This is a genomic window from Shimia sp. R9_1 (assembly GCF_017743775.1).
In the GTDB taxonomy this organism is placed as follows: Bacteria; Pseudomonadota; Alphaproteobacteria; order Rhodobacterales; family Rhodobacteraceae; genus Shimia.
In genome coordinates, this window is record NZ_JAGHRN010000012.1 from 19379 (window position 1) to 43699 (window position 24321).

A 24321-nucleotide genomic window follows, 5' to 3' on the forward strand; every position below is an offset into this window, starting at 1 on the left:
TGAGTGATGGGCTCAGCGGACCAGATCCAGCTCACGCAGGATGGAGGGGATCTTTTTCTTGAGACCAAAGAAGCCGGCCTTGGCATGCGGCCAAGAACGCGCATCATAAGGGCGCAAAATCCGATGCAGGTGTATTCCAGCGGCGCGCAGTTTCGGCTCGGCGGCGTCCAGCCGCGCGCGGGCTGGGCCAACAGGGCAATAAGGTGTGACGATGGTGTTGACGTTGCATTCTTTGGCTGCCCTGATCAGGGGTTCCGCCCAATCCTCATGGGCCTCTCCGACCTTCCCAAAAGGCAACAATGCGCTATCCATGGCGTCCTTCGCGAAACTTGATGCCACATCGCCGATCTGGCCAGGTGAGCGGCCATGTGTCGCCGTTAAGCCAATCACATCGACGAGCGGACATGGTACGGTGTTTGCCACCTCCATGTCTTCTTCTGTGATCAGGAGCAGATATGGCTGCGTGGGCGGCTGATTTGAACGGGCGTGGAGCGCGATGCGCGGATGCTGTTCCGTTTCAACCAAAGGTTCTGCGATATCGGCCAAACCTTGAGGCTGAAACCTGCCATTGGTGTATTTTGCGATATTGTCGGGGCGCGCCAGATAGGTCTTCCTCTTCGTATGGAGCCCAGCCACCCAGCGCCAGCTCAACGTGTTTGAGGCAGGATCCCCGTCTACAAGATGGCGCATGAAGACATCCGCCCCCAATTCCCATGGCAGCCTGAGCGTGAAAATCCAGATTGAGGCCACCCACATCCGCGCGTGATTGTGAATATAGCCGGTAGCGGTGAGCTCTTTCATCCAATGATCAAAACAATCGATGCCAGTGCTGCCGGAGATCGCATCCTGATACGTGGTGTTTAACGCGTCATCGCCTTCCAGCCGCTTTAGGCACGCCAGAAGGTTTCTCTGATAGCTGGTCCAGACACTTGGCCGCTGTTCCAGCCAGCCCTTAAAATAGGTGCGCCAAAACACTTCTTGTATGAATTTCTCGGCAGCTTTCTCCCCATGGGCCGCCAGTACACGAAAAAGCACTTCTTCCTCAGTCACTAGGCGGTGCCTCAGCCAAGGCGACAGCACGGAAACATTGTTGCGTCTGTCAGACCCGAAATCATAATTCCGGGTGCGCGCATAGTGACGTCCAGTGCGAGATACAAACTGTTCCAGACGTGTCAAACCCGCTTTTCGCGTGGGTTCAAACCGCACCTGTTCCAGAGGGTCGTCCAGCTCTTCAAATCCCGAGGTCATGCGGCCGCCTTGCAACGTTGCGAACAGTATTTGACGGCCTCCCAGTCCCTCTCCCATTTTTTGCGCCACGCGAAGGGTCGTTTGCAAACTGGGCAGAGTTTCTGCGGCAAATCCGCTTTTTTGCGCATTTTCATGTGACGTCTCCGAGGGGCAGGCTGAGTTGGGCAGGGTTCGCGGCGATCTTTGATTTTCTCTTGTGGGCGCGCCCGGATTTGCGGCTGGCATGTTTGGCGGCAATGGCCTGTGCCTGATCTCGAAATTCAGCCCGCCGCCGCACCGCCCAAACCTTTTCTCGTGCGGCCTTTGCCGCCGCCAAGTGGTCAAAAACACGCCTCGGATATCTTTGATCAATAACGGCATCGGCGTTTTCCGCGTTCCATGGCTCATGGAGATCTTGATCTGTTATCTCGGCCAGCTCAGGCACCCAGCGGCGAATGAACCTGCCTTTTGGGTCCTGATCCAAACCTTGCTTGACCGGATTGTAGATGCGGACAGTGTTGATACCGGTTGTGCCGGATTGCATCTGGACCTGGCTCCAGTGAATACCGGGTTCATAGTCTGTAAACATCCTTGCCAGATGTAGCCCCGGCGCGCGCCAGTGCAGCCACAGATGATAGCTCGCGGTGGCCATCACCATCGCGCGCATACGAAAATTCAACCAGCCCGTGGCGCGCAAAGACCGCATGCAGGCATCCAGAAACGGATAACCTGTTTCGCCCGACGACCACGCATGTAGAATTTCCGCTTCTGGGTCTTTGGGGCGCAAATCGTCATACAACGGGTGCAGATTGCGAAACTCGATCTGGGGTTCGTCTTCCAGCTTTTGAATGAAATGGCAGTGCCAGTGCAAACGGGCGGAGAAAGACCGCATCGATTTCTGCCATTCCGTGGCGCCTGCTGGCAACGCGCACCGGGCGGCTTCTGTGGCCTGAGCAACTTCGCGGATCGATACTGCGCCCCATGCAAGGTATGGGGACAACCGCGAGCAGGCGGCGGCCCCTCGCAATGGGCTGGACATCAACCGTTGATACTGCTCGCCGCGCTTGTTCAGAAAGCTGCTCAGAACCTCCAATGCCACTTTACGCCCGCCCGCCTGCCGGTGGGGACAGGGTGTCTCTTGCAGTCCTAGGTCTTTGGCGCTGGGAAGCGTGCCAAGCTCGAGGCCCAGTGGTGTAAGCTGCGGAGGGGATACTGTTGGTTGCACCATCTGTGCGTCCCAACGATTGGCCCACCCGTTTCTGGATTTCAGTCGGCGAATTACGCCGTGGTTCTGAAGCTCATACCATGGCACGCCAGCTTCGTCGCACCAGGCTGCAACCTCTTTGTCCCTGCGATAGGTCCAGTCGTTTCCTGTCTCTTCATGCGACCAAAGTGCATCCAGGTAGCCTCGTTTCTTTAGGGCTTCAAAGGTCTCGATCACTGTGCCAACTCGAACAATGAGTGGCTGTCCGAGCCGTCCGGTTTCGTCGCGCAGTTCAGCAAGGGTTTCCGCCACAAAACCCCACTGCCGCTCTGATGCGTCCGGTTGCAGCCACAGGCCTGGTTCAACGACATAAAGCGGCAGCACAGGACCACGCCGTGCGGCCTGAGCCAAGGCAGCATGATCTGAGACACGTAAATCCCGCTTGAACCAAACGACTTGCAAACCCGCGCTTCTCTTTGTGAGTTTTTGTTTGAGATCATACGCGTGATGTCGCGTAACAGATCAGAAAAAGCGCTGATAGAGCGCGTTGATTGCTTGAAATTTGGGTATGCGCTATTTGGATTATGCCGCTGGTTGGGCAGCTGCTGCAGCAATATTTGACTGGGGCTCCGCGGCCAAATTTGGCAAGTGGCTGAAGCTCTTGACTAAGGCCATTTCGCGGCTGAAGCCAATGCCGCTCATAAGGCAGTCTTTGGTGAAGGGGTAATCCCTTCCGTCACCTATTGCGATCCTGAGGTAGCATGGAGCGGTTTAACAGAAACAGGAAGCCAAAGCGCAGGACACCAATTTTTGAAACGACTTTTTGTGGATGGCATCGGGCCGATCATCATCCATGGGGCGAGAAGAGGAGCCGATCAAATCCCGATACCAAGCGGATTCTTGGAGGGGGTGTTGTTGGTCAGGGCGCGGGCGATCTGATCGCTGAGATCGCCTTGGCGATAGAGATGGGAGCGGATACAGAAGATATCACATTGACCGTGCACCCTCATCCAACTTTGTCGGAGACAATAGGACTGGCTGCCGAACTGTTCGAAGGCACCATCACCGACCTTTAAGTATTGGTCGCCGCTCATAACCCAGCGACGCGCAGGAGGTTTGCAACCCAAGTATAATGCTCACCATTCTTGAAGCAGGTCGGCCAGGCCCAGTTTTCTGCGGTAAAGCTGGGTTGCAGGTCACGGATTTGGCGAGCGTGTCTGCGGGCGAGTGGTAGGTTTTTTGCGTCCGCGGATAAAACACATAGCACCACGCGCGCGCGTACGCTGCCTGGGCTGACGCGCAGCACATTATGGGCGTGTTGCCATGCGCTCTGGTCACCGGACAAGGCCAGCGCCATGGCCAAATTGGCCTCGATCCAGATTGGCGGGTGGGGGGTGAGTGCGAGGGCCTGACGGCACAGCGCGATCTCGCCATCGAGTTGATCGTCATACCCCAAAAGCCCTGCGTGATATCCGAGCAGTTCGGGACTGTTCTGAAACTGATCCAGAACCTGTTGCATAAGGCGGCAAGCCTCGCTGGTTTCGCCAGCGACATTGCGGGTAAATGCCTCAAGTGCTGCGCAATAGGCATCATTGGGGTGGCTTGCACGCAGAGTCTGGCAGGTAGAAATCACCTGATTGAGTGTCTGCTCAGGCGTGGTATCCATACCCAAGCGGATCATGTCCAACCGGCAAAACCCGATCGCGACGTGGGCAGGCAAATAGCCCTCATCCAGTGAAAGACAGGTCTCATATTGTTGGATTGCACACCTTAGCCCGTCCTGTGTGGTGTGGCTTTCCTGAATGCGACCTTGCTGAAAGGCGGTCCAGATTTCGGTTGTGGTGGTGCGCGAGGACCAGATGTCGGACCAGTGGCCGTCACGCAGGTTCAGCTGCAAGGCCTGTACGACCTGCATTGAAATTTCTTCGACGGCATTAAACGTGTCTTGTGCCTGAAACCGGAAACGTCCCGCCCAAAGACAGGTTTTGTCGAGTGACGAGGTCAACTGCGCAGAAACACGCATACCCTCGGCGCCGATGATCACCCGTCCGCTTAAGATGTACCCCTCGACCGGGCCTTCCTGGCGGCTGGCATCCCGCAATTCAATCACATCGGAAAGCGTTCCGAGTAAGAACATGAGTTCGTCGTGGATTGAGCTCGCTGCAATATCCAATTCGGCATCACTGCCGACCTGCTCCATCTGTTCGACCATAACGGTGGGGCGCTGACGTCCCCATTGGGGTAGCCCTCTTGGCTGAAACGGCAATCCGTTAGGGGTTTCCTCACTTGTTTCGAGATCCCAATAGGCCTGCCGTTCTAAGGTCAGCCAGTCCTCAAATTCCGGATCAGCGACGTCCAGTCCTTCGAGCAATTCAGAGCGGTCCGGCAACAACTGCTCATCAAACAAATCGACCTCAAGCGTGTCCAGTTTGATGGTAACGGTTTCACGATCGATTTCCAGAAAATCGAGGCCGAACTTGCCGAAATGTTTGGTCAGCACGCTCAGCTCTTTGCGCAGTGAAGAGGCTCCCTGCGCCGGAGCGCTTGTGCTCCACAGCCGGTCCTGAATCCAGACCCGGCTGCGGACCGTGTTTTTTGACAACAAGACCAGCGCGATCAGCGCTTTGGCCTTGGTGCCGCGCGGCGTTGCGTCCCGCCCATCATCGCAGATGATCTGAAACGGGCCCGAAAGGAAAATCTTGGTTCGAGCTTGGCTCATGGTCATCCGTCAGACAGGCCGCAAAGCCTTTGTTACTTGCCGCACCCGCGGACCGAGATTTCACCCATAGCTTCGGCTGCGATATCGCGCAGATCATACTCGTCCAGAGGGGAGGGTTCGGGTTTGCCTCTCTTTGAGGAGATATCCGGGATCACCACGTGAACCTGTTTTGGGCTATCGTATACAAAAGTAATCTCCGGGTTCAGGGACTCGCCGCTTTCGCTGGTGCCGGCGAACATGTTCCGAATGGATTTTTCGCCTGCTTCGCGGTTTGCGCCTTGCGACTGATCGGACGCAGCCGCCAGTTCAAGAATTGCGTGGCCAAGTTCCTTAAGTGAGAAACTGTCATTCAGTTTCAATCGTGCCATTCCAAAAGTCCTTTTTCTAGTTCAATAATAATAGTTAATAACCCCTTAAGCAGTTTGCCGGAACTGAAAATGACCGACACATTCATTCAAAGTGCCGAAACCGGGAAACTTATTTCCAAACCATCCTTTGCCGACTTTCCTGACAACGCCCCAATTCATGTGGCGTTTCGGCTGATCGAGCTGCGTGCGGGCAGCATTTCTCCGCCAGGAGCGATGAAGCGGCGGGTGGCTTTCGGGGTAGCGGATACTCCCGAACAGGCTGCGCGATTGTCGGGTTTTGAGGCAATTGAGCGTTACGCCCTGCAATACAGTTCAGATCAGGATCGGACCTGCCACAGTCTGATTGCGTTAGGTGGTGGTTCATACGAAATGCCGAGGGCGGCCTTGGCGATTGGGGCGCCAGACACCAATGGCGCCGTTACCTCCAAAGGGGCCGCAGCAGGACAAACACATGCTGATGCTGCTTTGCGCGCGGTCTATGAATGCCTTGAGCATGCCTTGGATCAGATGGGGGAGTATACTCACCGCGTCGCGCCAGACTGTTTGCCGCAAGCCCTAAATGCGTGGCTATCGCGGCATTTGCGCAAACTTGACATCCATGTGCAGCCGGTCCCCGACATTGGGCTACTTGTGCGCGCCGTGTGCAGTGATTTCGATGGTGGGCGGCCTAGCTATGGCACGGCTTTTGCCAACGACTTGGAACAGGGAGCATTGAGCGCGGCAGGGGAAGCAATCGTGTCGTGGCGCAATATGGTCACTTTGGACCACAAAGGGGTCACGCCAAAGGATATGGACGCTGAGGAGGCGCGTTTCTTTGAGCTCTACCGTGGTGCGCGAGGGGATCGGCCGATGTCGCCACAGCAAAAGTTTAGCCGCGAAGCATGGCAAACTTTGCCACCCGATCTTAATCGCGCTCTGGAGTACGCGGCCAATGTCTTGGGCAAACCGGTTGCTGTGTTTGACATGACCGCTGCAGACATACCTCTGCCTGTTGTAAAGGCCGTGCCTGTTATGAGTTGATATGCTCATAAACCGGCCAGCGCTCTGCTAGCTTTCGCGCAACCCCCGCGTGCCGGGAACCACTCCTAGCGGATTTTCATATTGATCCGCGAAGGTGGCAATCTGTTTGCATCTTTCATAGCTCGGCAGCCCGCGGGTAATTGAGGCACACGGTCGCGTGGGGATGTCGCGAAACTCATCATTGGCGATCGGGCGCGGCGTATCTCCGATCACAACCAGCGGTCCCACCTCGATCAAGCGCGCCAAAAGGTAGCCTGACACAGGCGACGTTCGCGCCCCGTTGGTCCAAAGCAGGTCATCCAGAAAATGCGGATCTTCGTCGCCGGGGCCGAACTCAAGCCGCATCATCATGCCGTCTGTTCCTCGAGAAAAGCGCCCCCATTCTTGTGGAACAGGTTCACCATCAAGGCTCAGATCCTTGGTTCTGAGCGCACGCAGGTAAACCCCCAAAGGATTGGCAAAGGCCATCACCCGCCCCTGAGGCGGGTTTTTGCCGCGCAAGAAAACCTGATCGTAGGCTGCCTGAGCTGCGCCGGTATCAGCATTACGGCAATAAAGATCTTCGCGATCTACCGACAGGAAGATTTCTTCCAGTTTGGCGCGTCTGCGTTTGCCATCCTGATTGACCGCATAGGGAAATGACCCGAAATGCACGACAAAAATCAGATCGCTGAGCCCGTTGATGTTTTCGGCCATGAACAGCACATGTTCCATATTCAATGGGTGTTCGGGCGGTTGTGCCCTGCCGAACCCAACCAACCTTCTGCGGAAGATCTCGGTGCGGGTTTTGACAGTTAAGCTATTCCATTGCTGCTCAGAGATGCCAAACAGCTCTTCGGCCTCATAACGTCGGCCAGTGATACTGGTTACACACTGCAGGAAGTAAGGCAGGTCATGAACCGCCATCGCTTGCCACCACTCCATCAGTTCGGTTGTTGCAATGAACCGTTTGGGCCGCAGATTTCCATCGCTGTCAGGGCGCATGATCAGCGCATATTCTAGGTATTCATTATGCAGCTCTGCCCGTCCAGGCCATCCCCAGTCCGAAAGTTGAACAGCCAGTTCTTCGCCGAGACAATCCAGGGGTTCACGCGGGTTCGCTGGCCATTTGATAGAATGAGCGATTTTGCCATCAGCGATCTGCGACGGGTCAGTGACCAAAAAAGGGTTGGCTTTGTGCGAATTTATCTTGTCGAGTATAGTGTCGTTCCATACGGCAAGAACCGCATCGCTTACATCCGGGTCCGCGCGTCCTGGCGACTGAAAAGTGTACATCGTTACGTCCCTCAAACAATTCGGGATTAAGTTTGTGCGACCGCAAGAAAGTCCCTGCTGCCGCGCCTTCCCAGAGAGCATAGATTGGGGCAAGCTCTGCGGGGGATGGTGAAGAATTCACCGGCGCGGCCACCAAAGCATTCACCGGTATGTCGTTTTTGCTCGCCTGTCACGATTGGGGTTGCGGTGGCAGGTGGCGGGTCCACCAATCACTCAGGCTACAGCCAGATACGCGGATTTCAGAGCTGCCGGCCCCATTGCCAGAGATCGTCAGAAAGTCACCATCGAAGGTTTCAAGCGTCATGGTCACATTCGAGCGGAAGGTCGCCATATGTTCCGCTAAGATGCCGACAGCAATCCGCTCGCCCATGCGCAGGCTGTCGAAACTGTCGCTATAATAATTCACACCGGCCATGCAGCCCGCGAGGGACATGTTTTCAGCCAGTTTGTTCAACTCACCGTTCAAGGTCAGCACGTCAGAGGCATCGTCACCCTTTGTTTCCTTTAGGTTCAGGCCTCCGTCTTCCGGCACAAATGCAGCTGGCGCACCGGCCTCTTTCAACGACATCGGTCGCTGGTCCGCGCTGTGGGTGCAGAAAAATGCTTTGAGTACAGTCACACACCCGCCAGCTATCGTTGCATGCCCGGCCCCATAGGACGGATGCATGGGCGATCCTCCCGGGGAAGCCACCGGCAACAATAGGTTGCGTGTCATTTGGGGCAGGCGGCTCCAAGAGCGGGTGTTGTGCTTGAAGCGTCGTTCAGATGGAGCTGCAACAATCGCTTCAATCAGGTTGAAGTCCTTGGAAGAGGCCGACCCCAGCTTGTCCACATGCTGAGTGGCCATCGCCTCCGCCGCGCCAAGCTCTGCGCCATAGCCGTTTTCAACCAAGCAGGCCACGCTGCCCAGTTTTTCGGGGCGTGCCCGGTTATGTGTCTCAAATTTCTGCCGCCAAGAGGCCCTGTGCGCCCGTTTGGCGGTCTCTTTCAAAAAGGACAAAAGATGCTCTTTTCCCGAGTCGTCAAAATGTCGCCTATCCTCATGTTGGGATAGGCCAAGATCACTTTTGGTATTCCAATCAAGCAGCAATGCGGCCGCATTTAGATAGGGCTTACAAGAGGCATCAATGCAGGCCAGCGTGGCGAGGTCACGCGGCGTTTCAATAAACTTTTTTTTGCCTTCAAAAGCAGCGCGCTCTTTTTTTGTATTGGCGCCGTTTTGCACATCCAGCCACTCTGCCCAATCACGTAGATAATCTACACCGGGTGCGCGTTCGATGATCCGCGGGTCCCAACGCCCGATCTTAAATTGAGCGCTCTTGTCTGGAAGCGCATCGCTCTTTTCTTCTGGCCCAGCAGCCCCTTGGAGCAAAAACTGCGAAACATAAGGGCCATCCGCGCAACCGGCACTCGACCCGCGGAAAAGAGTTTGCGGCGTCAGGTTTTCGCCATCTCGCGTGCGCCTGTTGGAAGAGACCATGCTGAGCGGATTGCCTTCGGCATCGGTTGGCGTTTGCTCAGGGTCAAACCAAGGCATATTGGATAAGGCAGCAGCGACTTGCTGAGAGGTCTTGCTGGTCCGCATGGCTTCAAACGAAAGATCCCGGAGATACGCCATGGCATAAAGTTCAGCCATTTCGGCTGCCAACTCATCCGACCCTAGGCAGGGCGCGGGCGCTAAGGCAACAGAGTTTGCTTCTGGCGCTTGCGCAACCAATTGATGGTACGCAAAAGGCATGTCCCAATTGCGCCAAGAAAATTCGCTACCTTCCGCATTGGGGCGGGTTTGGAAGCTGCCGCAATATGCCGGTGAATCAAAAAGCGCGATCCGGTTGCCCATGTTGTCCGTGTAGCTAGGATCCGAAATTTCTTCAAAAAAGTTATTGTAGGAATACGTTGTGACGATTCCGAAAGCATTGTGCTCCAATCCTTTGGAAAACCGCGTTGGCCATGTGCCGGGAAATGCGTCTGCCTCGCCGTTGCAGCGGGTTTCAACGGCCAAAGCACTCAGAGGAATGGCTGCCGCACGGCACTTGAGTGCCTCGACCACTTGGCTGGATTCCGATACTTTAGTGGTGGCGTAAGCAACATTTGCTTCTCTTGTCATGATGCCCTCCTTGGTGCTTGGGTGCATCAGGAACAGGCGGCATTACCGGATCGTTACCGCTTTCGCTGAGATCGTTACTTTGAGAAAAATTTGACCGAAATTTAGGACGGTTTTGGTGTTTGTCTTTTTCCGAAAATCTTGCGCTTAGCGAGGCTAGGTAATGGATTGGCGGATTAGTCAGCTAGGAATTAGCGGTGATTGAGCGATAGGCTAAATGGCAAACTCAAAACTCAGGGTCAAAAAGTCGCCTTGCTTAACCATTCACCAAGGTCTTTTTCCGCAGATGAGATGACTTCGGTATTCAAGATCTGGTTGCGTATCGCTTTTGACACTGCCCTGACGCGCTTGTTGATCGCTACATCAGCATGCGCCAGGGGCAGGTCGTTGACGTCCAACTTTTCATAGATTGACAGCAACCGGTTCTGCACAGTCCGTAGGGCGAGTTTGCGGCGCTGCGCTATGATCTTGTCCGGCAGTCCAAGCGCCAAATCAGAGAGAATTGCTAGCTCGACTTCGGTTAATGCTTCACTTGAGCGGCTCTGTTCGCTTTGAATCTGATGGATCTCGCGATCGACCATGATCTGGCCTTCGAGCAGCACCGCGCGTAGCGCCAGTTGCATGCGAGAGGGGCTCGCGGTTTTGAGCACGTATCCATAGGCGGCTTCTCTAGGGACGATCCGCGCAATGCCACGCAGATAAGCTTCGTCAGAATAGTTTGACCAGAACAGAATGCGCGTGCTCGGCCGCTCGGCCCAAATCGTGCGCGCGGCCTCAATCCCGTTGCGCTCTTTCATGCGCAGGTCCATCACAATCGCTTCGATAGCATCGTCGCGAGCCATCTGTTCACCCTCGCGGCCGTTTGTGGCCAATTCCACTTCTATAGCTTCAGGCAGCGCTTCGGAGACCAGTTCCGTGAGGTAGCTGGCATGCATAGCATCATCTTCAACCAGGAGAACCTTCATGCTGGAATCTCGTCCTTGCTGGTGCACTCTGATGTCGGTAGACAGACAATGACCTCGGTGCCATTGGAATAGGAGACATCGAACTGAGCGGCGATGAGCCGGGCGCGGGTGCGCATATGCATCAGGCCGCCCGATGCTCTTGCTGGCTCCAGTGCGGGATGTTTTTGACCATCATCGTGTACCGATAGATATAAACCGTCGCGGCAGGCGATCTCGACTGTGATGGACTGCGCTTGCGCGTGGCGAACAGCGTTGTTAATCGCCTCTTGCGCGATCCGAAACAGTGCGATCCGTTTTGCTTGAGGCAACTGATCGACAAGCCCATCTGACAAGTCGCGTACATCAATCTCCAGTTGCTGGTCCGGCCCAACGGCGCGCTCCAAATGTGTACGAACTGCGTGCTGAAACCCGAAAAGTTCCAACAGAGAAGGGATCGACATGTCTATGATGGTTCGCAAATCCTGAATGCATCTCTGCATATGGTCGCGCAAAGCGGCGATATCTCGTTGCGATTTGCAGCATTCCAACTCGCGGCTTATCCGCGTCAGGTCCGCCAGCGTTTGGTCGTGCAGGTCCATGCCAATCCGCTGGCGTTCCTGTTCCAGAGCATCGGTCAGACTTGACGCCCCAAGCCGCAAGCCTTCTTCGCGCGCCTGCACTTCAGCACGCATGATGGCCTCGCGTTTGGCTTGTTCGGTGGCGCGCAACGCATAAAAGTAAGGTGCCAAAATATCGGCAATATTGCGTACCTGCTCGACGGCGTTTTCGTCGTAGTAGTCTGGCTGTTGGGATGAACAGTTGAGGGCGCCAATCGTGCGGCCCAGCACTTTCATCGCGACATTGACACGACTGCGCATCTGGTGCCGGATGATCGGTCCTGCATCAGCGCCTTCAAATATGTAACGGGGGTCTTCTAAGGCGTTGCCCGTTAGCAGGCTGTCACACTTGCCGGTCAGGATATCGCGCACAGGTGATACCGCGACCGGAGCACGCGTACGGCTCCAACTGGTGCGAAGGCCGACTTCGTAACTTGTGTTGAGCTGCCCGTTTTCATCGACCAGACAAACATCCAAGTGATCCACATGCAAAATGCGGTCGATCTCGGATTTGACCGAGCGCAGCGCGGATTTGATATCGAGGTTTCCCGCCAGATGGTTTGAGATCCGCAGGTAATAGGCAAGATCAGCCATTTAAGACCCTTTGCAAAGCAGGCCTTGAGACTATAGCCAGAGCGATACCGCATGTCATGCGGGTTGCCGCAACCTCTTTGCGGGAAGCCGCAAGCAATGCGCGTGCACTACTCTTACCCTTGTCGCCGAAACCCGGAATCTTTGTCGCGCAAGCCCCTTTTTAGGGCTCAAGAATGCATGTGCGGCGTTGTGGCCGCTCAGGGAGGATACAATGAGACTTAAGGCCATTTTATTGGGTGCTACGACCGGATTAGCCGCTTTGGTTGCGACACCTAGCATAGCGGACACATCAGACAAACGCATTGCGTTGTCCAACAACTACGCGGGAAACTCATGGCGCCAGGCGATGCTTGAAAGTTGGCAGAAGAATGGTGACGCAGCGGTGGCTGATGGCGTCGTTGCTGCCGCTGACGCGTTCACGACTTCGGAAAACCAAGCCACCGAACAGGCGGCTCAAATTCAGAACATGATCCTGCAGGGGTATGACGCTATCGTTATAAACGCTGCGTCGCCGACAGCCATCAACGGCGCAGTCAAGGCGGCCTGCGATGCAGGCATTACCGTTGTATCGTTTGACGGTATTGTGCAAGAGCCCTGTGCATGGCGCATTGCAGTCGACTTTAAGCAGATGGGACGTGAGCAGGTAAAATACTTGGCTGAGCGCTATCCCGATGGCGGCAACCTTCTGGAGATCCGTGGACTTGCTGGGGTTTTTGTTGACGACGAGATCAGCGCGGGCATTCATGATGAAGTCAAGAACACGAATTTCGAAATTGTCGGGTCGGTTCATGGTGATTGGGCTCAGGACGTGGCGCAGAAAGCGGTTGCCGGTATATTGCCCAGCCTGCCCGATATTGTAGGCGTCGTGACCCAAGGGGGCGATGGATATGGCGCCGCGCAGGCGATTGGCGCAACGGATCGTGCGATGCCGACCATTGTGATGGGCAATCGTCAGGATGAATTGCAATGGTGGGCTGACGAAAAAGCGGCCAACGGGTATCAGACCACTTCGCTGTCCATTGCACCGGGTGTCAGCACACTCGCATTTTGGGTGGCACAACAGGTTCTCGATGGGAATGACGTTCCCAAGGATTTGACCGTACCATTCCTGACTATTTCGGAAGCCTCTCTGGAAAAGGCGCTCAAAACCACACCGAAGGGGTCGGTCGCAAACGTGGAATACACGCTGCAACAGGCCAAAGACGTGATTGCGGCGGCCAAATAATTTATGCCTGATACTCAAACGATACCCGGCGCACTAGATGCGCCGGTTGTCTCGCTCGATGCGGCGGATATGTCCTTTGGCCCTGTTCATGCCCTGCGCCAAGCAACAATGGCCGTAGCTGCCGGGGAATGTGTTGGTCTGGTGGGGCACAATGGCGCGGGTAAGTCGACCTTGGCTAATGTGATCAACGGACGGCTTTCGCCGACAGGTGGAGCGGTGACGCATCGCTATGCCAATATCGCGATGACAAACAGTGAGAACGCGCGAAACGCTGGAATTCGTAGCGTGTTTCAGGAGCTATCCCTTTGTCCAAATCTTACCGTTCTGGAAAACCTGCGGATCCCGTACCGGAACATGCCGCGAAGAAATTGGCGGCGCACTGCGCAGCAAAAAGTTACTGACGCACTGGATCTGGTTTTTCCCGGGCATGACATCCGCCCACATGCCACCGTGGGTGCTTTGACCATTGCGCAACGGCAGATGGTTGAGATCGCCATTGCGTTTGCCGATCGGGATAGCGAACCCAGCCTTGTTATTCTGGATGAGCCAACATCGTCGCTCGACGCTGCGATTGCTCAGCAATTGCTGGCTCACATCAACCGGTTTTGTGCTGCAGGCGGGGCTGTTCTGTTTATCTCTCACATGATGGGAGAGATTTTTGAGGTCGCGACCCGGATCATCATCATGAAAGACGGCCAAATTGTTGACGATCAACCTGCCCGAGCGTTTACACGTAGCAGTATCGTGGATGCGATGGGCCATGTTGCACCAGATCATGATGAGGCGGTGGTCGATCGTGCTAACCGCCCACTCGGAGATGCAGTGATCCGCGCCGAAAACGGCTTGAGCGCTCGTAAAGGTGAAATTGTAGGTCTTGCCGGTCTAGCCGGGCATGGGCAGGCCGAAGCGCTGGCGCAAATTTATTTTGATCATTCCCCCTTGTGGAAAACCACAAAGACACCGGAAGTCGTATTCGTCGCCGGCGACCGGTCCCGTGATGGGGTGATGCCGCTATGGTCGATCCTGCGCAACCTTTCACTGACCACCCTGAACGAGTTCAGCCGTAGGGCCATGGTGGATCATGGCGCAGAGGTTGGATTGGTGCAGAGCTGGAAGGAGCGGATCGGTATTCGCACCGATAATTTACGTAATTCGATCCTGTCCTTGTCAGGCGGCAATCAGCAAAAGGTACTGTTTGCCCGCGCGCTTGCCTCCGCTGCACCCATCGTGTTGATGGACGATCCAATGCGCGGTGTAGATGTGGGCACTAAGAAAGAAGTTTATCAGATGCTTCAAGATGAAGCTGCCAGGGGGCGTAGCTTTCTTTGGTATTCTACGGAAACGGACGAAATTTTGGAGTGCGACCGGGTGTTTGTGTTCCGCACCAGTAGAATTGCAGCAGAGTTGATTGGCGAAGAAATAACCGAAGAGAATATCCTGCGTGCTTCCTTCGAAATGCAGGAGGCCGCCGAATGACTGCTGAACGGATGCGATTGCTGCTGCCTGTTCTGTCACTGGCGGTGCTTTTGGGCGCCGTCTTCTACTTACAACCCCGCGCCATGAGCTATTTCGGGCTAAATCTGCTGTTCAATCTGGCGATCCCTGTTGCCTTGGCGACGATTGCCCAGATGATGATTATCATGGTCAATGATATTGACCTCTCCATCGGTGCCTTTGTCAGCTTTTGTGCCTGTGTGACAGCGACATTTGTGCATGACACGCCACTAATCGGCTACTCTATTCTGTTGCTTGCCATTCTGGGATACGCCGCGCTGGGAGCTTTGATACAGTTGCGCGGGCTGCCAGCCATCGTGGTGACACTGGGTATGTCTTTCGTTTGGGGCGGACTGGCTGTGTTGATCTTGCCTTCCCCCGGTGGCGCTTCCCCTGAGTGGCTGAAGGCTTTGATGGTTTTCAAAACACCTCTGGTTCCGATTGCGGTGATAGCACCTCTCATTATTGCTTTTGTGGTGCATGTGCTGATCAAACGTTCCTGGGTCGGCGTGGTCCTGCAGGGGCTCGGAGGAAATGAACGCGCAATGGAGCGGGCGGGCTGGTCTGTCGTCCAGTTGCGCGCGGGGGCGTATGGTTTGGCGGGGCTGTTCGGGGTGCTGGCGGGCATGTGTCTGGTTGGGCTCACGACAGCCGCCGATGCCAATATCGCGCTGCGCTATACGCTCTTGTCGATAGCTGGGGTGATCCTGGGTGGTGGCGAGTTTGTCGGCGGGCGCATTTCGCCGTTTGGGGCTGTGATTGGTGCGCTGACACTGACATTGGCGGCCAGTTTTCTGTCTTTTCTGCGCCTGTCACCGGATTGGCAAATTGGTGCGCAGGGCGCGATCTTGATACTGGTTCTGGCGGTCCGCTTGCTGTTTGTACACAAAGGGGCTACCGCATGACTGACAAGATGCTGTCTTTAGAACCAAGCGCCAATCGGCTTTCTGGCCTGATCCGCAAACCTTGGCTTTGGGCTTATATTGCGGCGGCGCTGACATTTGCTGCGACCAGTTTGGTTGCAGGGTCCGCAGCCGGATCGCTTCTCTATGCGGCACTAACCTTTGCGTCTTTTTCGGCCATTGTCGGTATCGGGCAGATGCTTGTGATCACCATGGGCCCGGGCAATGTTGATTTGTCGATCCCCGCCTCTATGACGCTGGCGGCGACCTTGGCACTGAAATTCATGGACACGCAAATTGAGTTGATCCTGCCCGGATTCTTGATTGCGATCGGTGTGGGCATGGGCTGTGGAATCCTGAATTTCGCTCTGATCCTGCTGCTGCGCATCCCGCCGATTATTGCCACGCTGGCTGCGTCGTTTCTCTACCAATCTCTGGCGATTTGGTCCAACCGTGGCTTGCGGATCAAACCGCCCGAACCTCTGGCAGAATTCGCAACAGGGGGCACCCTGGGTGTACCCAATGTGGCACTGGTCGGGATCGCACTGGCGGTTTTCGCATATGTATTGTTGGAGAGGGCCATTGCGGGGCGTTGGATCTCCGCCATAGGGCAAAATCTGCGCGCTGCACGGTTGAGCGGCGTGCCTGTAAACATCGTACGCTTTGCCGTCTATGTAAACTCTGCTGTTTGCGCCGCGCTTGCCGGATTTCTTCTGGCTAGTTTTTCCGGCGGGGCCAACCTGAACATGGGGGCTGAATACATGCTGATGTCGATTGCCGTCGTAGTCATCGGTGGATCGTCGATCGGCGGAGGTAATTCGAACGTCCCCGGTATCTGGGGCGCAGCGCTTTTCATGTTCCTGATCGTCTCGATGCTGAACTCATATGGTCTGGGGGCCGGGATACGACTGATCCTTACAGGGCTTGTGATTGTGTGCGTCGTCGCGCTTGCCAGTCGGAAAAGATACAACGCATGACCCGTGCACAGCTCTATGACATCGTTAAGCCCGAGTTCCGCGATTTGATTCACGAAAATCTGAGCCTGACACGGATTTCGAGCGGACATGTCTGGACGGAAGGTCCCGTCTGGTTTCCTGCGCATAGACAGCTTTTGTTTTCAGATATTCCGAACCAGCGCCTTTGCCGTTGGACACCGGATGGCGGGACCAGCGTATTTCGCGCGCCCTCGAATTTTGCCAACGGCAACACACGCGATCTGCAGGGGCGTTTAGTGACATGTCAGCACGGAACGCGTTCGGTGGTCCGTACAGAGCATGATGGAAGTCAAAAAGTCATTGCAGATGCCCATGAGGGGAAGCGGCTAAATTCCCCCAATGATGTGATTGTACATTCCGATGGCTCGATCTGGTTTTCTGACCCCGCATACGGAATCCTTTCGGATCTTGAGGGCAGCCGTGCTGACCCCGAGCAAGAGGGTAATTTCGTCTACCGTGTGGCCCCTGACGGACAGTGGATCAGGCCGGTTGCAACAGATTTTGTTCAGCCCAATGGACTGGCGTTCTCAAAGGATGAAAGCCGGCTCTATGTGGCGGAGTCTGGCAGCAGCCATGATGCTTCAGTACCGCCAGTTCTAAAAGTCTATGACGTTTTGACCGACGGAGAGTTAGCGTGTGTGCGCGACTTCGCGGAAATCGACAATGGTTTGCCAGATGGGTTGCGTGTCGATCATTATGACAACGTCTGGTGCTCCGCTAATGATGGCGTGCACGTCTTTGCGCCAACCGGGGATCTGATTGGCAAGGTTTTGGTCCCTGAACGGGTCGCCAACCTTACCTTTGGCGGAGAGCGCGGGAATGTCCTCTTCATCACCGCCACAACCTCAGTCTATTCCGTTTTCGTGAATACCGGAGCGAGCTAAGCGTTCTCGTGTCGTCAATCGGATGGCGATTTGGGCTCCGGGTGACCGAGAGCACCCCACGGAAATCATCGTCGATAGAGCGTATCAAACAGGATTTCGCCCAAGCATTTTTGGTGACCGATGTCGTCAAGACTGCGTTATCCAGCGGCGATCTATATGGCTGGCCAATTCACCCTTTTTCAGCGCCTGACAGTGTTCCCGCACGCACGTATTTTTGGGAAGCAAGAAACAGCAACAGCACCGGTGCGATGACCAAAATTGCCGCAACAATTGCTTCCGGCTTGTTGATTGGAATATCGCTGGCCACATCATTGCCCAATGCGCCGGAACTGCTGACCAAGACGGCAAGGCCGATGGGCAAGCTGTAGAGCTCATCTTTGGTGAGCAGCACAAAGGCCAGAAAATAGTTGCTCCAATTGGCGAGAAAACTGAAGAGGGCGACCAGTGCGATCAACGGTTTGGAGAGAGGCAAGGCGACCTTGCTAAAGACTTCAAATCGGCTCGCGCCATCAATGCGCGCAGCATCTATGAGCCCATTGGGCAGCGAAGTGGCGTAGTAGATATAGGCGAGATAGACCCCAAACGGAAAAAACGCGGTGGCGATGATCATGCCTAGATAGCTGTTGTTCAATCCGAAGGCCTGCATCTGGAGGAAGATCGGCAGCGCAACCACGGTGTTGGGGGTGATCATCGCCACCAGCGTCAGCACCAAAATGGTCTTGCGCAAGGCGAAATCATAAGTTGCCAGTATGAACCCCGCCGGGAGCACCGCGACCAGTGACAGGCTGACGCCGCCGATGGTGTAAATGGCAGAGTTCAGGGCCCATCGGCCAATCTGAAAGTCATTGTAGGTTGTCAGATTGTGCCATGTCTGGGCCAACATCTCAAAGCGACCCAAAGAAAATGGCCCCGATGAAAACAGCGTGGGTTCGTCCCGAAAGGCTGCGAGTAGAAGCCACAGAATTGGTGTGGCGTAAAAGACAAAGGCAAGCCCGAGGCAGAGCCAAACGATGAACCATCCCAACCGGGCATTCAAAGGGGGTGTTTTCTGAGCAGCGGCCATGGGTCAATCCATTTTATAAAACCGCGTGCCAAAGACAACGCAGAGAGAGATGAAGATCGCGACCCCGAGGAGCATGGTGCTCATCGCGGCGGACGCGCCAAAATCACCCAAGTTAAACGCATATTGGAACGCCAACTGGTTTACTGACCAGTCAGGGCGTGAATAGGTCGATCCTGCCAGCGACATAAGCTGGGGTTCCACAAACATCTGGATACCGTTTGCAAAAGACAGGATGGCCATCAGCGCAAGGGAACGCCAGACCATCGGCAATTTGACCCGCGTTGCAATCTGGAACTGGTTGGCCCCATCCACATGGGCGGCCTCAACCACTTCTTTTGAAATGCCTTTAAGCGCGCCGCCAATAACCACGATCCAGCCGCCGGAATAGGCGAGATAGGCCATCAAGGCAAAGACGACAGGGTAGCCGAAATGTGACACGACTTGACGGCGGTTCTCCCATCCAAGCGCTTCAAACAAAGCGCCATAGGGGCTCACGGCGGGGTCCAGAAGAAAGAGCCAGAGGATCACGATAGCGGATGATGTTATCGCGCCAGGTAAAAAGAACGAGGTTCGCAGTACAGACGCCGTGCGATCCGGCAGGGCGTCCAGCATCAACGACAGACCCGCTATGCCGACAACCATCATGGTTAGCCAGATGGCGACATAGGTGATCACATTCTGAATGGCTTCAATCAGGCGGAAGTCATTGAGAACAAATTCGTAATTTGTGAAGCCCCAGAACACCCAGTCGATTGTGTCCATGAAGCTGAGACCGATCGCATAGACAACCGGCGCAATCCCGAAGAAGCCAAGCAATGCCAGATAGGGTGCCATCATCGCGATGATGAACCAGCGATCCTGCCGGCGGCGTTTTTTAGGGTCTGAATTGGGCGCTGAGATTTGTGTCATGGATGCCTGTGAGCGAGCAAGGGGAGGCGGCGTGTGCCGCCTCCGAACAGGGTTAGTTTGCGATCTTATACCCGGCAACTTTGGCGGAGTTTTCTATTTCAGCTGCATAGTCTGCCAGCTTGTCCACGATGCTGTCGTCAGATGCTCCGTCGATCTTGGCAAAGGCTGCCATGATATCAAAGCGGTATCCGGCATATGAAGGATGTCCGTAAGGTGCTGAAGCTTCCATTTTGTCGTAGACATCTGTTGCGGCATACCAAGGATCGCTGGCGACGCGATCTTTCCAAACCGCGGAACTGTCCGCATGGGCAGGCATGGTGGTTGCTTTGCCCTGCAGGCCGGTGTCTGTGGTCATCCACTCAATGAGTTGCACTACCTCATCGGGGTGCTCGGATTTGTGGTAACCGCCAAAAACACCGCCACCCCAGCTCCAAGCGACAGGTTGCTCCTGATCCTGAAACTTCAGAGATTCAGAGGCTGCAACGATGCCGCCATCCAGCTCATAGAGAGGTCGCATTACGTGTTCACCAAACCATGTCGGGCCGTTAAACATCAACAGCTTGCCGTCTTTGACGTCGGTCACAAAGGACGGCTCAAACGGGCCGTGAGGGCTCAGGGCGCCATTCGCGCGCATCCGGTCCACCATGCCTGCGGCTGCAACGCAACCGTCATTCGCCATATCGATTTTGATCGTATCGGTGGATCCTTCCACCAGGAACCCAGGCTCACAACCGCCCGCAATCAGCATATTCACCACCGGTGTCGGTTGCGTACCTGTACCGACGATCATCCCGTTTTGTGCAGCCACCTCCCCAATTTTTTCAAACTCTTCCCAAGTTGCCGGGACCGCCAGTCCCAGTTCATCAAACTTCGGTTTGTTGTACCAAATGATGAAATGGGCCAGATCGTTGCGCAAGCACAGGAGGCGTCCGTCTCCGGTTTCGCATGGCGAGAGTGAGCTTGGCAGGAAGCTGTCAACGACGGTGGCGTCTACCTTGTCGCTGAGATCCATCAGATAGTTTGAACGGCGGGTGGACAATTGCGCAATCTGCTGTAGCTCTGCCATGAAGATCACATCGGGCACATCGTCCCCTGAGCGCATCGCAAGTTGCAATTTTGCAGTCTGGTCCGGCGGGGCGACCGTAACAATATCGAGCTCAATGTTGTCATGGGCGGCATCGAACGCTTTGAAAGGCTCTATGCGCGCTGTGTCTGACCATACAGTCAACTTCACCGGATCTGCCGTTGCACTGCCCGCTGCAAGCGCTGCGGCGACGGTTGTCAGAAGTATCCGTTTCTTCATCTTGGGTCTCCTCCCTTAGTGACCGGATTATCGGATGGATTGGCCTGTGCCATCAAAGACGTGGAAGTCGTCAGGGGCGATTGAGACGGGTACGATATCGCCCCGTTTTTCGCTGGCTGAGGCTGGTAATTGCACGACCAGAGGTGTTTCGCTGCCATAGTCGATATGGGCGTAACTTACGTGGCCGAGTTGTTCTAGTGAGACGATTTCCCCTCTGAAATTCAAAGCGTCAGTTTGCTCGGTTCCGATCTGCACGGCTTCGGGGCGAATGCCGAGCGTCAGATCCGACTGTCCCGTCAGGTCGCACTGGTTCAGAGCAACGGATTTTTGCTCTGCCAGTTCAATCTGAACCAAGTTCGAGCCAGCCGCAGTCGCCGCGATGAAATTCATTTTGGGCGAGCCTATAAATCCTGCGACGAAGAGATTGTTTGGGTGATTGTAGAGCTCCAGAGGGGTGCCAATTTGCTGAATTCTGCCACCGTCAAATGCGACGATGCGGTCAGCCAGTGTCATTGCTTCGACCTGATCATGGGTCACGTAGACCATTGTAGCGCCGACATTGCGGTGCAGTTTTTCGATCTCAAATCGCATTTCAATGCGCAACGCAGCATCCAGATTTGACAATGGTTCATCAAACAGAAACACCTCGGGATTGCGCACAATCGCGCGGCCGATGGCAACGCGTTGGCGCTGACCTCCCGACAGTTGGCTAGGTTTGCGCTCCAGTAGTTCGGTAAGGCGCAGAATACGCGCCGCTTCGTGGACACGACTGTCCACCTCCGCTTTTGAAACCTTATTCAGGCGTAGATTGAAGGCAATGTTCTCAAAGACAGATTTATGCGGGTATAGCGCGTAAGACTGAAACACCATGGCGATGCCGCGCTCAGAGGGAGAAGCGTAGGTTACCTCATGATCACCAATCTGGATCTGGCCCGCGGTGGCATCTTCAAGCCCGGCAAGAATGCGCAACATCGTCGATTTACCAGAGCCTGATGGCCCGACAAAGACCACAAACTCCCCCGGCTCAATGTCAAGATCAACACTAGTAATGACCTCAAGTGCGCCGAAAGACTTGCGAATATTGCGAAGCAGAACCTTGGACATGGATTAGTCCCGCCGCTGATCTACGACAGTTTTGGACAAAGCGGTCGCATCCAGTTTTTCCCGATCAAAGTGATGCCCAATACCCGGCTCCAGAGAGATGTTTAATTGTCCATCAATGATGGAGATCGCCCCCATGTCGTTGAGGGTGTGAATGTGGTCTTCGTCGAAGATGATCTGTTCATAAAAATCATTATTTTCGATGGCTCCGCACAGCTGCGCGTTTTCCAGCCCCATGCCATGCACTTGTGCGCGCATACCGAAGCTATCGGACAGTTGCGCGATCTTCATCGAGCCCGTGAAGCCACCTTTGAAGTGGAAGCTGACACGGGTCATATCGAGCGCCCCGGCCTCAATCCAGCTTGCCGCGTTCCAGTGTACGCCGTCAGACGTTTCTGCTGCCAGAATGGGTATATCAAGCTTGTCCGCGAGCTTGGCGTAGGACCCGAGGTGGAATTCACGCATCGGCTCTTCGTACCACATGTACCCTTCGTCCTGCAGGGCCTTGCCGACGGTCAGCGCATCGGCGTAGTCCCAGCCTGCTGATCCATCAAACATAAGCGGAGCGTCAGGCCCAACCCATTTGCGCAGGGCGCGGATCAATTCAATGTCTTCTTTCACCAGCCCCCAAGCATGTAGTTTGTATGCCCCAAAGCCGACATCTCGGCAGGTTTTGATGTTGCGCTCATAGGTCGCCAGATCTTTCCAGGTCGCTGTGGAGGCATAGGCCGGGATCGACGTTCTGGAGCCCCCTAGCATCACATGAAGGGGCATCTCAGCCACTTTGGATTTGAGATCCCAGCACAGCATATCGAGGATGCCAAGTTGGCGTTGGTGGAACTCTTCCATGCGGTCGACTTCCCAAACGCGGGTCCACATGCGCTCGGTCATCAGAGGGTTGTCACCGATGAAATGCGCGAAACGGCGCCTGACGACGTCGAGTACCGCGTCCCCCATTTCAACGATGACAAAACCGGATCTACCGCACTCTGTCTCCATGAGGATAGACGCCAGTCGTGGACCTTCGCCGTCAGGTAAGCCGCCGTGCGACGTTGGCAAACCAAAACGCCAGATGATTTGTGGCGCACGTGGTGCCTCATGAACCCAACATGTGAATTTGGCTATCTTCATTTTAATCCTCTTTTTTGCCACCTTAAAAATATTTTAAAGCCTGTAAAGAATATTTTTTTGGTTTAAAAATTCTCCCTGGGGTTTTCAGGAGCCTGGTGTCAGTGCTAAAAGAAGCAAAAAATTGATCGGAAAAGCAGCGCATGACGGAGATGGTTTTGGATCAGGTTTACATCCCTGAAACGCTTGAAGAACTGCCAAAGCATTGGAATGCGGGATTTGAAAAGTTCATTCAGGCCGTCGGGACGGGCCAATTGCCACCGGGCACGACATTAACTCAGGCACAGCTATGTGATTTACTTGATTTGTCGCTGACACCACTGCGAGAGACATTGGTTTTGCTGGAGGAATACGGCCTGATCGAAGTGAAGCAGCGCGCAGGTGTGACCATTCTGAACCCCGAATTGTCATTTGTTCGCGAAAACTATCAGTTCCGGATCCTCATTGAAGAGGAAGCACTTCGATCTTTTGCTGCAAGCGTGAATGACGACTGGCTGAAAGCTGTGCGGGATCGCCATTTGATGTTAATCGATTGCTTGGAGCGGGAACCGGACAACATGACAAACGTCGCTGCTTTTGTGGCTCTGGATCAATTTGTTCATTCAAGTTTTGTCGAGGCACTTAACAACAAGTCCATGCTGGCGACCCACAATCGGCTGCAACAGAACATTCGCATGGTGCGCTCAATGCAGAAAAATGCCGCCTATGTACGCAATTTGCTGAGTGCTGCGAATGAACATCTGGCGATCTTCGAACAGGTTGAAAAGAAAGACCACGATGGAGCAGCCCAGAGTTTACGCAGGCACTTTGAGGCGTCTATCTACCGAGCAGTGGTGTCTTACTAGCCTAGGCAATTTTGCGGATGCAAGAGGTCAGCATATGCAGCGAATGGGGATGGTGATTGGCATCAAGCCGGAGAAAATCTCGACCTATAGGGACCTACATGCACAGGCTTGGCCTCAAGTGCTGGCCAAAATGACTGAAGGCAATATCCGAAACATTTCGATCTCTTGCACGAGGCTGAATGTCTTTTGTTCGGGTATTGGGAATATCATGGAAGTGACCTGGAAAAAGACATGGCTCTTGTTGCTACCGATCTGAAAACGCAAGAGTGGTGGTGATCCTCCCCCACTGAAGTGGTCCGCCCGTATAGTTAGGAAACGGAGGATCAGATATGGGAATCAAGCGACACAAGCCTGAAGAGATTGTCACGAAGTTACGGCAGGTTGAGGTGCTTTGCGGCCA

At 54.8% G+C, this 24321-nt stretch carries 23 protein-coding genes; 9 read left to right on the forward strand and 14 right to left on the reverse strand.

What is annotated here, in order from left to right; all coding sequences use genetic code 11:
* Positions 1–12 precede the first annotated feature (12 nt).
* Genes J7399_RS20400 through J7399_RS20410 form a run of 3 tightly spaced genes read right to left on the reverse strand, consistent with a single transcriptional unit; the run spans position 13 to position 2893 of the window.
* On the reverse strand, positions 13–1248 hold the full coding sequence (locus J7399_RS20400; protein WP_209089808.1) for an FAD-binding domain-containing protein: 1236 nt from the start codon (positions 1246–1248) through the stop codon (positions 13–15).
* Complete coding sequence (locus J7399_RS21235; protein WP_209089811.1) at positions 1245–1382, reverse strand: DUF2256 domain-containing protein; 138 nt, start codon at positions 1380–1382, stop codon at positions 1245–1247. The genes J7399_RS20400 and J7399_RS21235 overlap by 4 nt, the downstream gene beginning before the upstream one ends.
* A complete protein-coding gene (locus tag J7399_RS20410) occupies positions 1379–2893 on the reverse strand; it encodes an FAD-binding domain-containing protein (RefSeq protein WP_209089814.1) in 1515 nt (504 codons plus the stop codon). Before J7399_RS20410 ends, J7399_RS21235 begins: the two co-directional genes overlap by 4 nt.
* A gap of 299 nt (positions 2894–3192) precedes the next feature.
* On the opposite strand from J7399_RS20410, the gene J7399_RS20415 reads away from it, so the two are divergent.
* Entirely contained in the window at positions 3193–3507 is a 315-nt protein-coding gene (locus tag J7399_RS20415; protein ID WP_348539492.1) for a hypothetical protein, read from the forward strand.
* A 14-nt stretch (positions 3508–3521) separates the two neighbouring features.
* On the opposite strand, the gene J7399_RS20420 is transcribed toward J7399_RS20415, so the two are convergent.
* Together J7399_RS20420 and J7399_RS20425 are read right to left on the reverse strand one after the other, a co-directional pair.
* Positions 3522–5150: a hypothetical protein gene (locus tag J7399_RS20420; protein ID WP_209089816.1), complete on the reverse strand. Its 1629-nt coding sequence runs from the start codon at positions 5148–5150 to the stop codon at positions 3522–3524.
* Positions 5151–5182: 32 nt separating this feature from the next.
* Positions 5183–5518: a hypothetical protein gene (locus J7399_RS20425; protein ID WP_209089819.1), complete on the reverse strand. Its 336-nt coding sequence runs from the start codon at positions 5516–5518 to the stop codon at positions 5183–5185.
* 69 nt (positions 5519–5587) lie between these two features.
* On the opposite strand from J7399_RS20425, the gene J7399_RS20430 reads away from it, so the two are divergent.
* Complete coding sequence (locus J7399_RS20430) at positions 5588–6538, forward strand: YcaO-like family protein (RefSeq protein WP_209089822.1); 951 nt, start codon at positions 5588–5590, stop codon at positions 6536–6538.
* Between the two features lie 27 nt (positions 6539–6565).
* On the opposite strand, the gene J7399_RS20435 is transcribed toward J7399_RS20430, so the two are convergent.
* From J7399_RS20435 to J7399_RS20450, 4 genes are all read right to left on the reverse strand, one after another.
* A complete protein-coding gene (locus J7399_RS20435) occupies positions 6566–7894 on the reverse strand; it encodes a hypothetical protein (protein WP_209089826.1) in 1329 nt (442 codons plus the stop codon).
* Between the two features lie 88 nt (positions 7895–7982).
* The gene (locus J7399_RS20440; protein ID WP_209089829.1) at positions 7983–9947 is read right to left on the reverse strand and encodes a hypothetical protein; all 1965 of its coding nucleotides are present in this window, start codon (positions 9945–9947) and stop codon (positions 7983–7985) included.
* A gap of 209 nt (positions 9948–10156) precedes the next feature.
* A complete protein-coding gene (locus J7399_RS20445; protein ID WP_209089831.1) occupies positions 10157–10882 on the reverse strand; it encodes a response regulator transcription factor in 726 nt (241 codons plus the stop codon).
* On the reverse strand, positions 10879–12072 hold the full coding sequence (locus J7399_RS20450; RefSeq protein WP_209089833.1) for an ATP-binding protein: 1194 nt from the start codon (positions 12070–12072) through the stop codon (positions 10879–10881). The genes J7399_RS20445 and J7399_RS20450 overlap by 4 nt, the downstream gene beginning before the upstream one ends.
* A gap of 211 nt (positions 12073–12283) precedes the next feature.
* On the opposite strand from J7399_RS20450, the gene J7399_RS20455 reads away from it, so the two are divergent.
* From J7399_RS20455 to J7399_RS20475, 5 genes are read left to right on the forward strand one after another with little or no spacing between them, the layout of a single operon-like run.
* The gene (locus J7399_RS20455; RefSeq protein WP_209089835.1) at positions 12284–13297 is read left to right on the forward strand and encodes a substrate-binding domain-containing protein; all 1014 of its coding nucleotides are present in this window, start codon (positions 12284–12286) and stop codon (positions 13295–13297) included.
* Between the two features lie 3 nt (positions 13298–13300).
* A complete protein-coding gene (locus tag J7399_RS20460; protein ID WP_209089837.1) occupies positions 13301–14773 on the forward strand; it encodes a sugar ABC transporter ATP-binding protein in 1473 nt (490 codons plus the stop codon).
* The gene (locus J7399_RS20465; protein ID WP_209089839.1) at positions 14770–15696 is read left to right on the forward strand and encodes an ABC transporter permease; all 927 of its coding nucleotides are present in this window, start codon (positions 14770–14772) and stop codon (positions 15694–15696) included. Before J7399_RS20460 ends, J7399_RS20465 begins: the two co-directional genes overlap by 4 nt.
* The gene (locus tag J7399_RS20470; protein ID WP_247743000.1) at positions 15693–16670 is read left to right on the forward strand and encodes an ABC transporter permease; all 978 of its coding nucleotides are present in this window, start codon (positions 15693–15695) and stop codon (positions 16668–16670) included. Before J7399_RS20465 ends, J7399_RS20470 begins: the two co-directional genes overlap by 4 nt.
* Entirely contained in the window at positions 16667–17572 is a 906-nt protein-coding gene (locus J7399_RS20475) for an SMP-30/gluconolactonase/LRE family protein (RefSeq protein WP_209089841.1), read from the forward strand. Before J7399_RS20470 ends, J7399_RS20475 begins: the two co-directional genes overlap by 4 nt.
* Positions 17573–17741: 169 nt before the next feature.
* Here the strand turns inward: J7399_RS20475 and J7399_RS20480 are convergent, their stop codons facing one another.
* The 5 genes from J7399_RS20480 to J7399_RS20500 are packed head-to-tail and all read right to left on the reverse strand — an operon-like array spanning position 17742 to position 23079.
* Positions 17742–18635 carry a carbohydrate ABC transporter permease gene (locus J7399_RS20480; RefSeq protein ID WP_209089844.1) on the reverse strand — a complete coding sequence of 298 codons (894 nt, stop codon included), beginning with the start codon at positions 18633–18635 and terminating at the stop codon, positions 17742–17744.
* Positions 18636–18638: 3 nt separating this feature from the next.
* The gene (locus tag J7399_RS20485) at positions 18639–19544 is read right to left on the reverse strand and encodes a sugar ABC transporter permease (RefSeq protein ID WP_209089846.1); all 906 of its coding nucleotides are present in this window, start codon (positions 19542–19544) and stop codon (positions 18639–18641) included.
* A gap of 52 nt (positions 19545–19596) precedes the next feature.
* Complete coding sequence (locus J7399_RS20490) at positions 19597–20847, reverse strand: extracellular solute-binding protein (protein WP_209089849.1); 1251 nt, start codon at positions 20845–20847, stop codon at positions 19597–19599.
* Between the two features lie 27 nt (positions 20848–20874).
* The gene (locus J7399_RS20495; RefSeq protein ID WP_209089859.1) at positions 20875–21951 is read right to left on the reverse strand and encodes an ABC transporter ATP-binding protein; all 1077 of its coding nucleotides are present in this window, start codon (positions 21949–21951) and stop codon (positions 20875–20877) included.
* A gap of 3 nt (positions 21952–21954) precedes the next feature.
* A complete protein-coding gene (locus J7399_RS20500; RefSeq protein ID WP_209089862.1) occupies positions 21955–23079 on the reverse strand; it encodes an enolase C-terminal domain-like protein in 1125 nt (374 codons plus the stop codon).
* Positions 23080–23219: 140 nt separating this feature from the next.
* Between J7399_RS20500 and J7399_RS20505 the strand changes: the two genes are divergently transcribed.
* Together J7399_RS20505 and J7399_RS21240 are read left to right on the forward strand one after the other, a co-directional pair.
* Positions 23220–23921 carry a GntR family transcriptional regulator gene (locus J7399_RS20505; protein WP_209089864.1) on the forward strand — a complete coding sequence of 234 codons (702 nt, stop codon included), beginning with the start codon at positions 23220–23222 and terminating at the stop codon, positions 23919–23921.
* Between the two features lie 49 nt (positions 23922–23970).
* On the forward strand, positions 23971–24177 hold the full coding sequence (locus tag J7399_RS21240) for an L-rhamnose mutarotase (RefSeq protein ID WP_348539493.1): 207 nt from the start codon (positions 23971–23973) through the stop codon (positions 24175–24177).
* Positions 24178–24321: the final 144 nt, after the last annotated feature.

Coding starts and splice junctions, on each gene's coding strand:
- J7399_RS20400 (WP_209089808.1), bottom strand. CDS start 1,248: ATGACCTCGGGATTTGAAGAGCTGGACGACCCTCTGGAACAGGTGCGG.
- J7399_RS21235 (WP_209089811.1), bottom strand. CDS start 1,382: ATGAAAATGCGCAAAAAAGCGGATTTGCCGCAGAAACTCTGCCCAGTT.
- J7399_RS20415 (WP_348539492.1), top strand. CDS start 3,193: ATGGAGCGGTTTAACAGAAACAGGAAGCCAAAGCGCAGGACACCAATT.
- J7399_RS20420 (WP_209089816.1), bottom strand. CDS start 5,150: ATGAGCCAAGCTCGAACCAAGATTTTCCTTTCGGGCCCGTTTCAGATC.
- J7399_RS20425 (WP_209089819.1), bottom strand. CDS start 5,518: ATGGCACGATTGAAACTGAATGACAGTTTCTCACTTAAGGAACTTGGC.
- J7399_RS20430 (WP_209089822.1), top strand. CDS start 5,588: ATGACCGACACATTCATTCAAAGTGCCGAAACCGGGAAACTTATTTCC.
- J7399_RS20435 (WP_209089826.1), bottom strand. CDS start 7,894: ATGCTCTCTGGGAAGGCGCGGCAGCAGGGACTTTCTTGCGGTCGCACA.
- J7399_RS20440 (WP_209089829.1), bottom strand. CDS start 9,947: ATGCACCCAAGCACCAAGGAGGGCATCATGACAAGAGAAGCAAATGTT.
- J7399_RS20445 (WP_209089831.1), bottom strand. CDS start 10,882: ATGAAGGTTCTCCTGGTTGAAGATGATGCTATGCATGCCAGCTACCTC.
- J7399_RS20450 (WP_209089833.1), bottom strand. CDS start 12,072: ATGGCTGATCTTGCCTATTACCTGCGGATCTCAAACCATCTGGCGGGA.
- J7399_RS20455 (WP_209089835.1), top strand. CDS start 12,284: ATGAGACTTAAGGCCATTTTATTGGGTGCTACGACCGGATTAGCCGCT.
- J7399_RS20460 (WP_209089837.1), top strand. CDS start 13,301: ATGCCTGATACTCAAACGATACCCGGCGCACTAGATGCGCCGGTTGTC.
- J7399_RS20465 (WP_209089839.1), top strand. CDS start 14,770: ATGACTGCTGAACGGATGCGATTGCTGCTGCCTGTTCTGTCACTGGCG.
- J7399_RS20470 (WP_247743000.1), top strand. CDS start 15,693: ATGACTGACAAGATGCTGTCTTTAGAACCAAGCGCCAATCGGCTTTCT.
- J7399_RS20475 (WP_209089841.1), top strand. CDS start 16,667: ATGACCCGTGCACAGCTCTATGACATCGTTAAGCCCGAGTTCCGCGAT.
- J7399_RS20480 (WP_209089844.1), bottom strand. CDS start 18,635: ATGGCCGCTGCTCAGAAAACACCCCCTTTGAATGCCCGGTTGGGATGG.
- J7399_RS20485 (WP_209089846.1), bottom strand. CDS start 19,544: ATGACACAAATCTCAGCGCCCAATTCAGACCCTAAAAAACGCCGCCGG.
- J7399_RS20490 (WP_209089849.1), bottom strand. CDS start 20,847: ATGAAGAAACGGATACTTCTGACAACCGTCGCCGCAGCGCTTGCAGCG.
- J7399_RS20495 (WP_209089859.1), bottom strand. CDS start 21,951: ATGTCCAAGGTTCTGCTTCGCAATATTCGCAAGTCTTTCGGCGCACTT.
- J7399_RS20500 (WP_209089862.1), bottom strand. CDS start 23,079: ATGAAGATAGCCAAATTCACATGTTGGGTTCATGAGGCACCACGTGCG.
- J7399_RS20505 (WP_209089864.1), top strand. CDS start 23,220: ATGACGGAGATGGTTTTGGATCAGGTTTACATCCCTGAAACGCTTGAA.
- J7399_RS21240 (WP_348539493.1), top strand. CDS start 23,971: ATGGTGATTGGCATCAAGCCGGAGAAAATCTCGACCTATAGGGACCTA.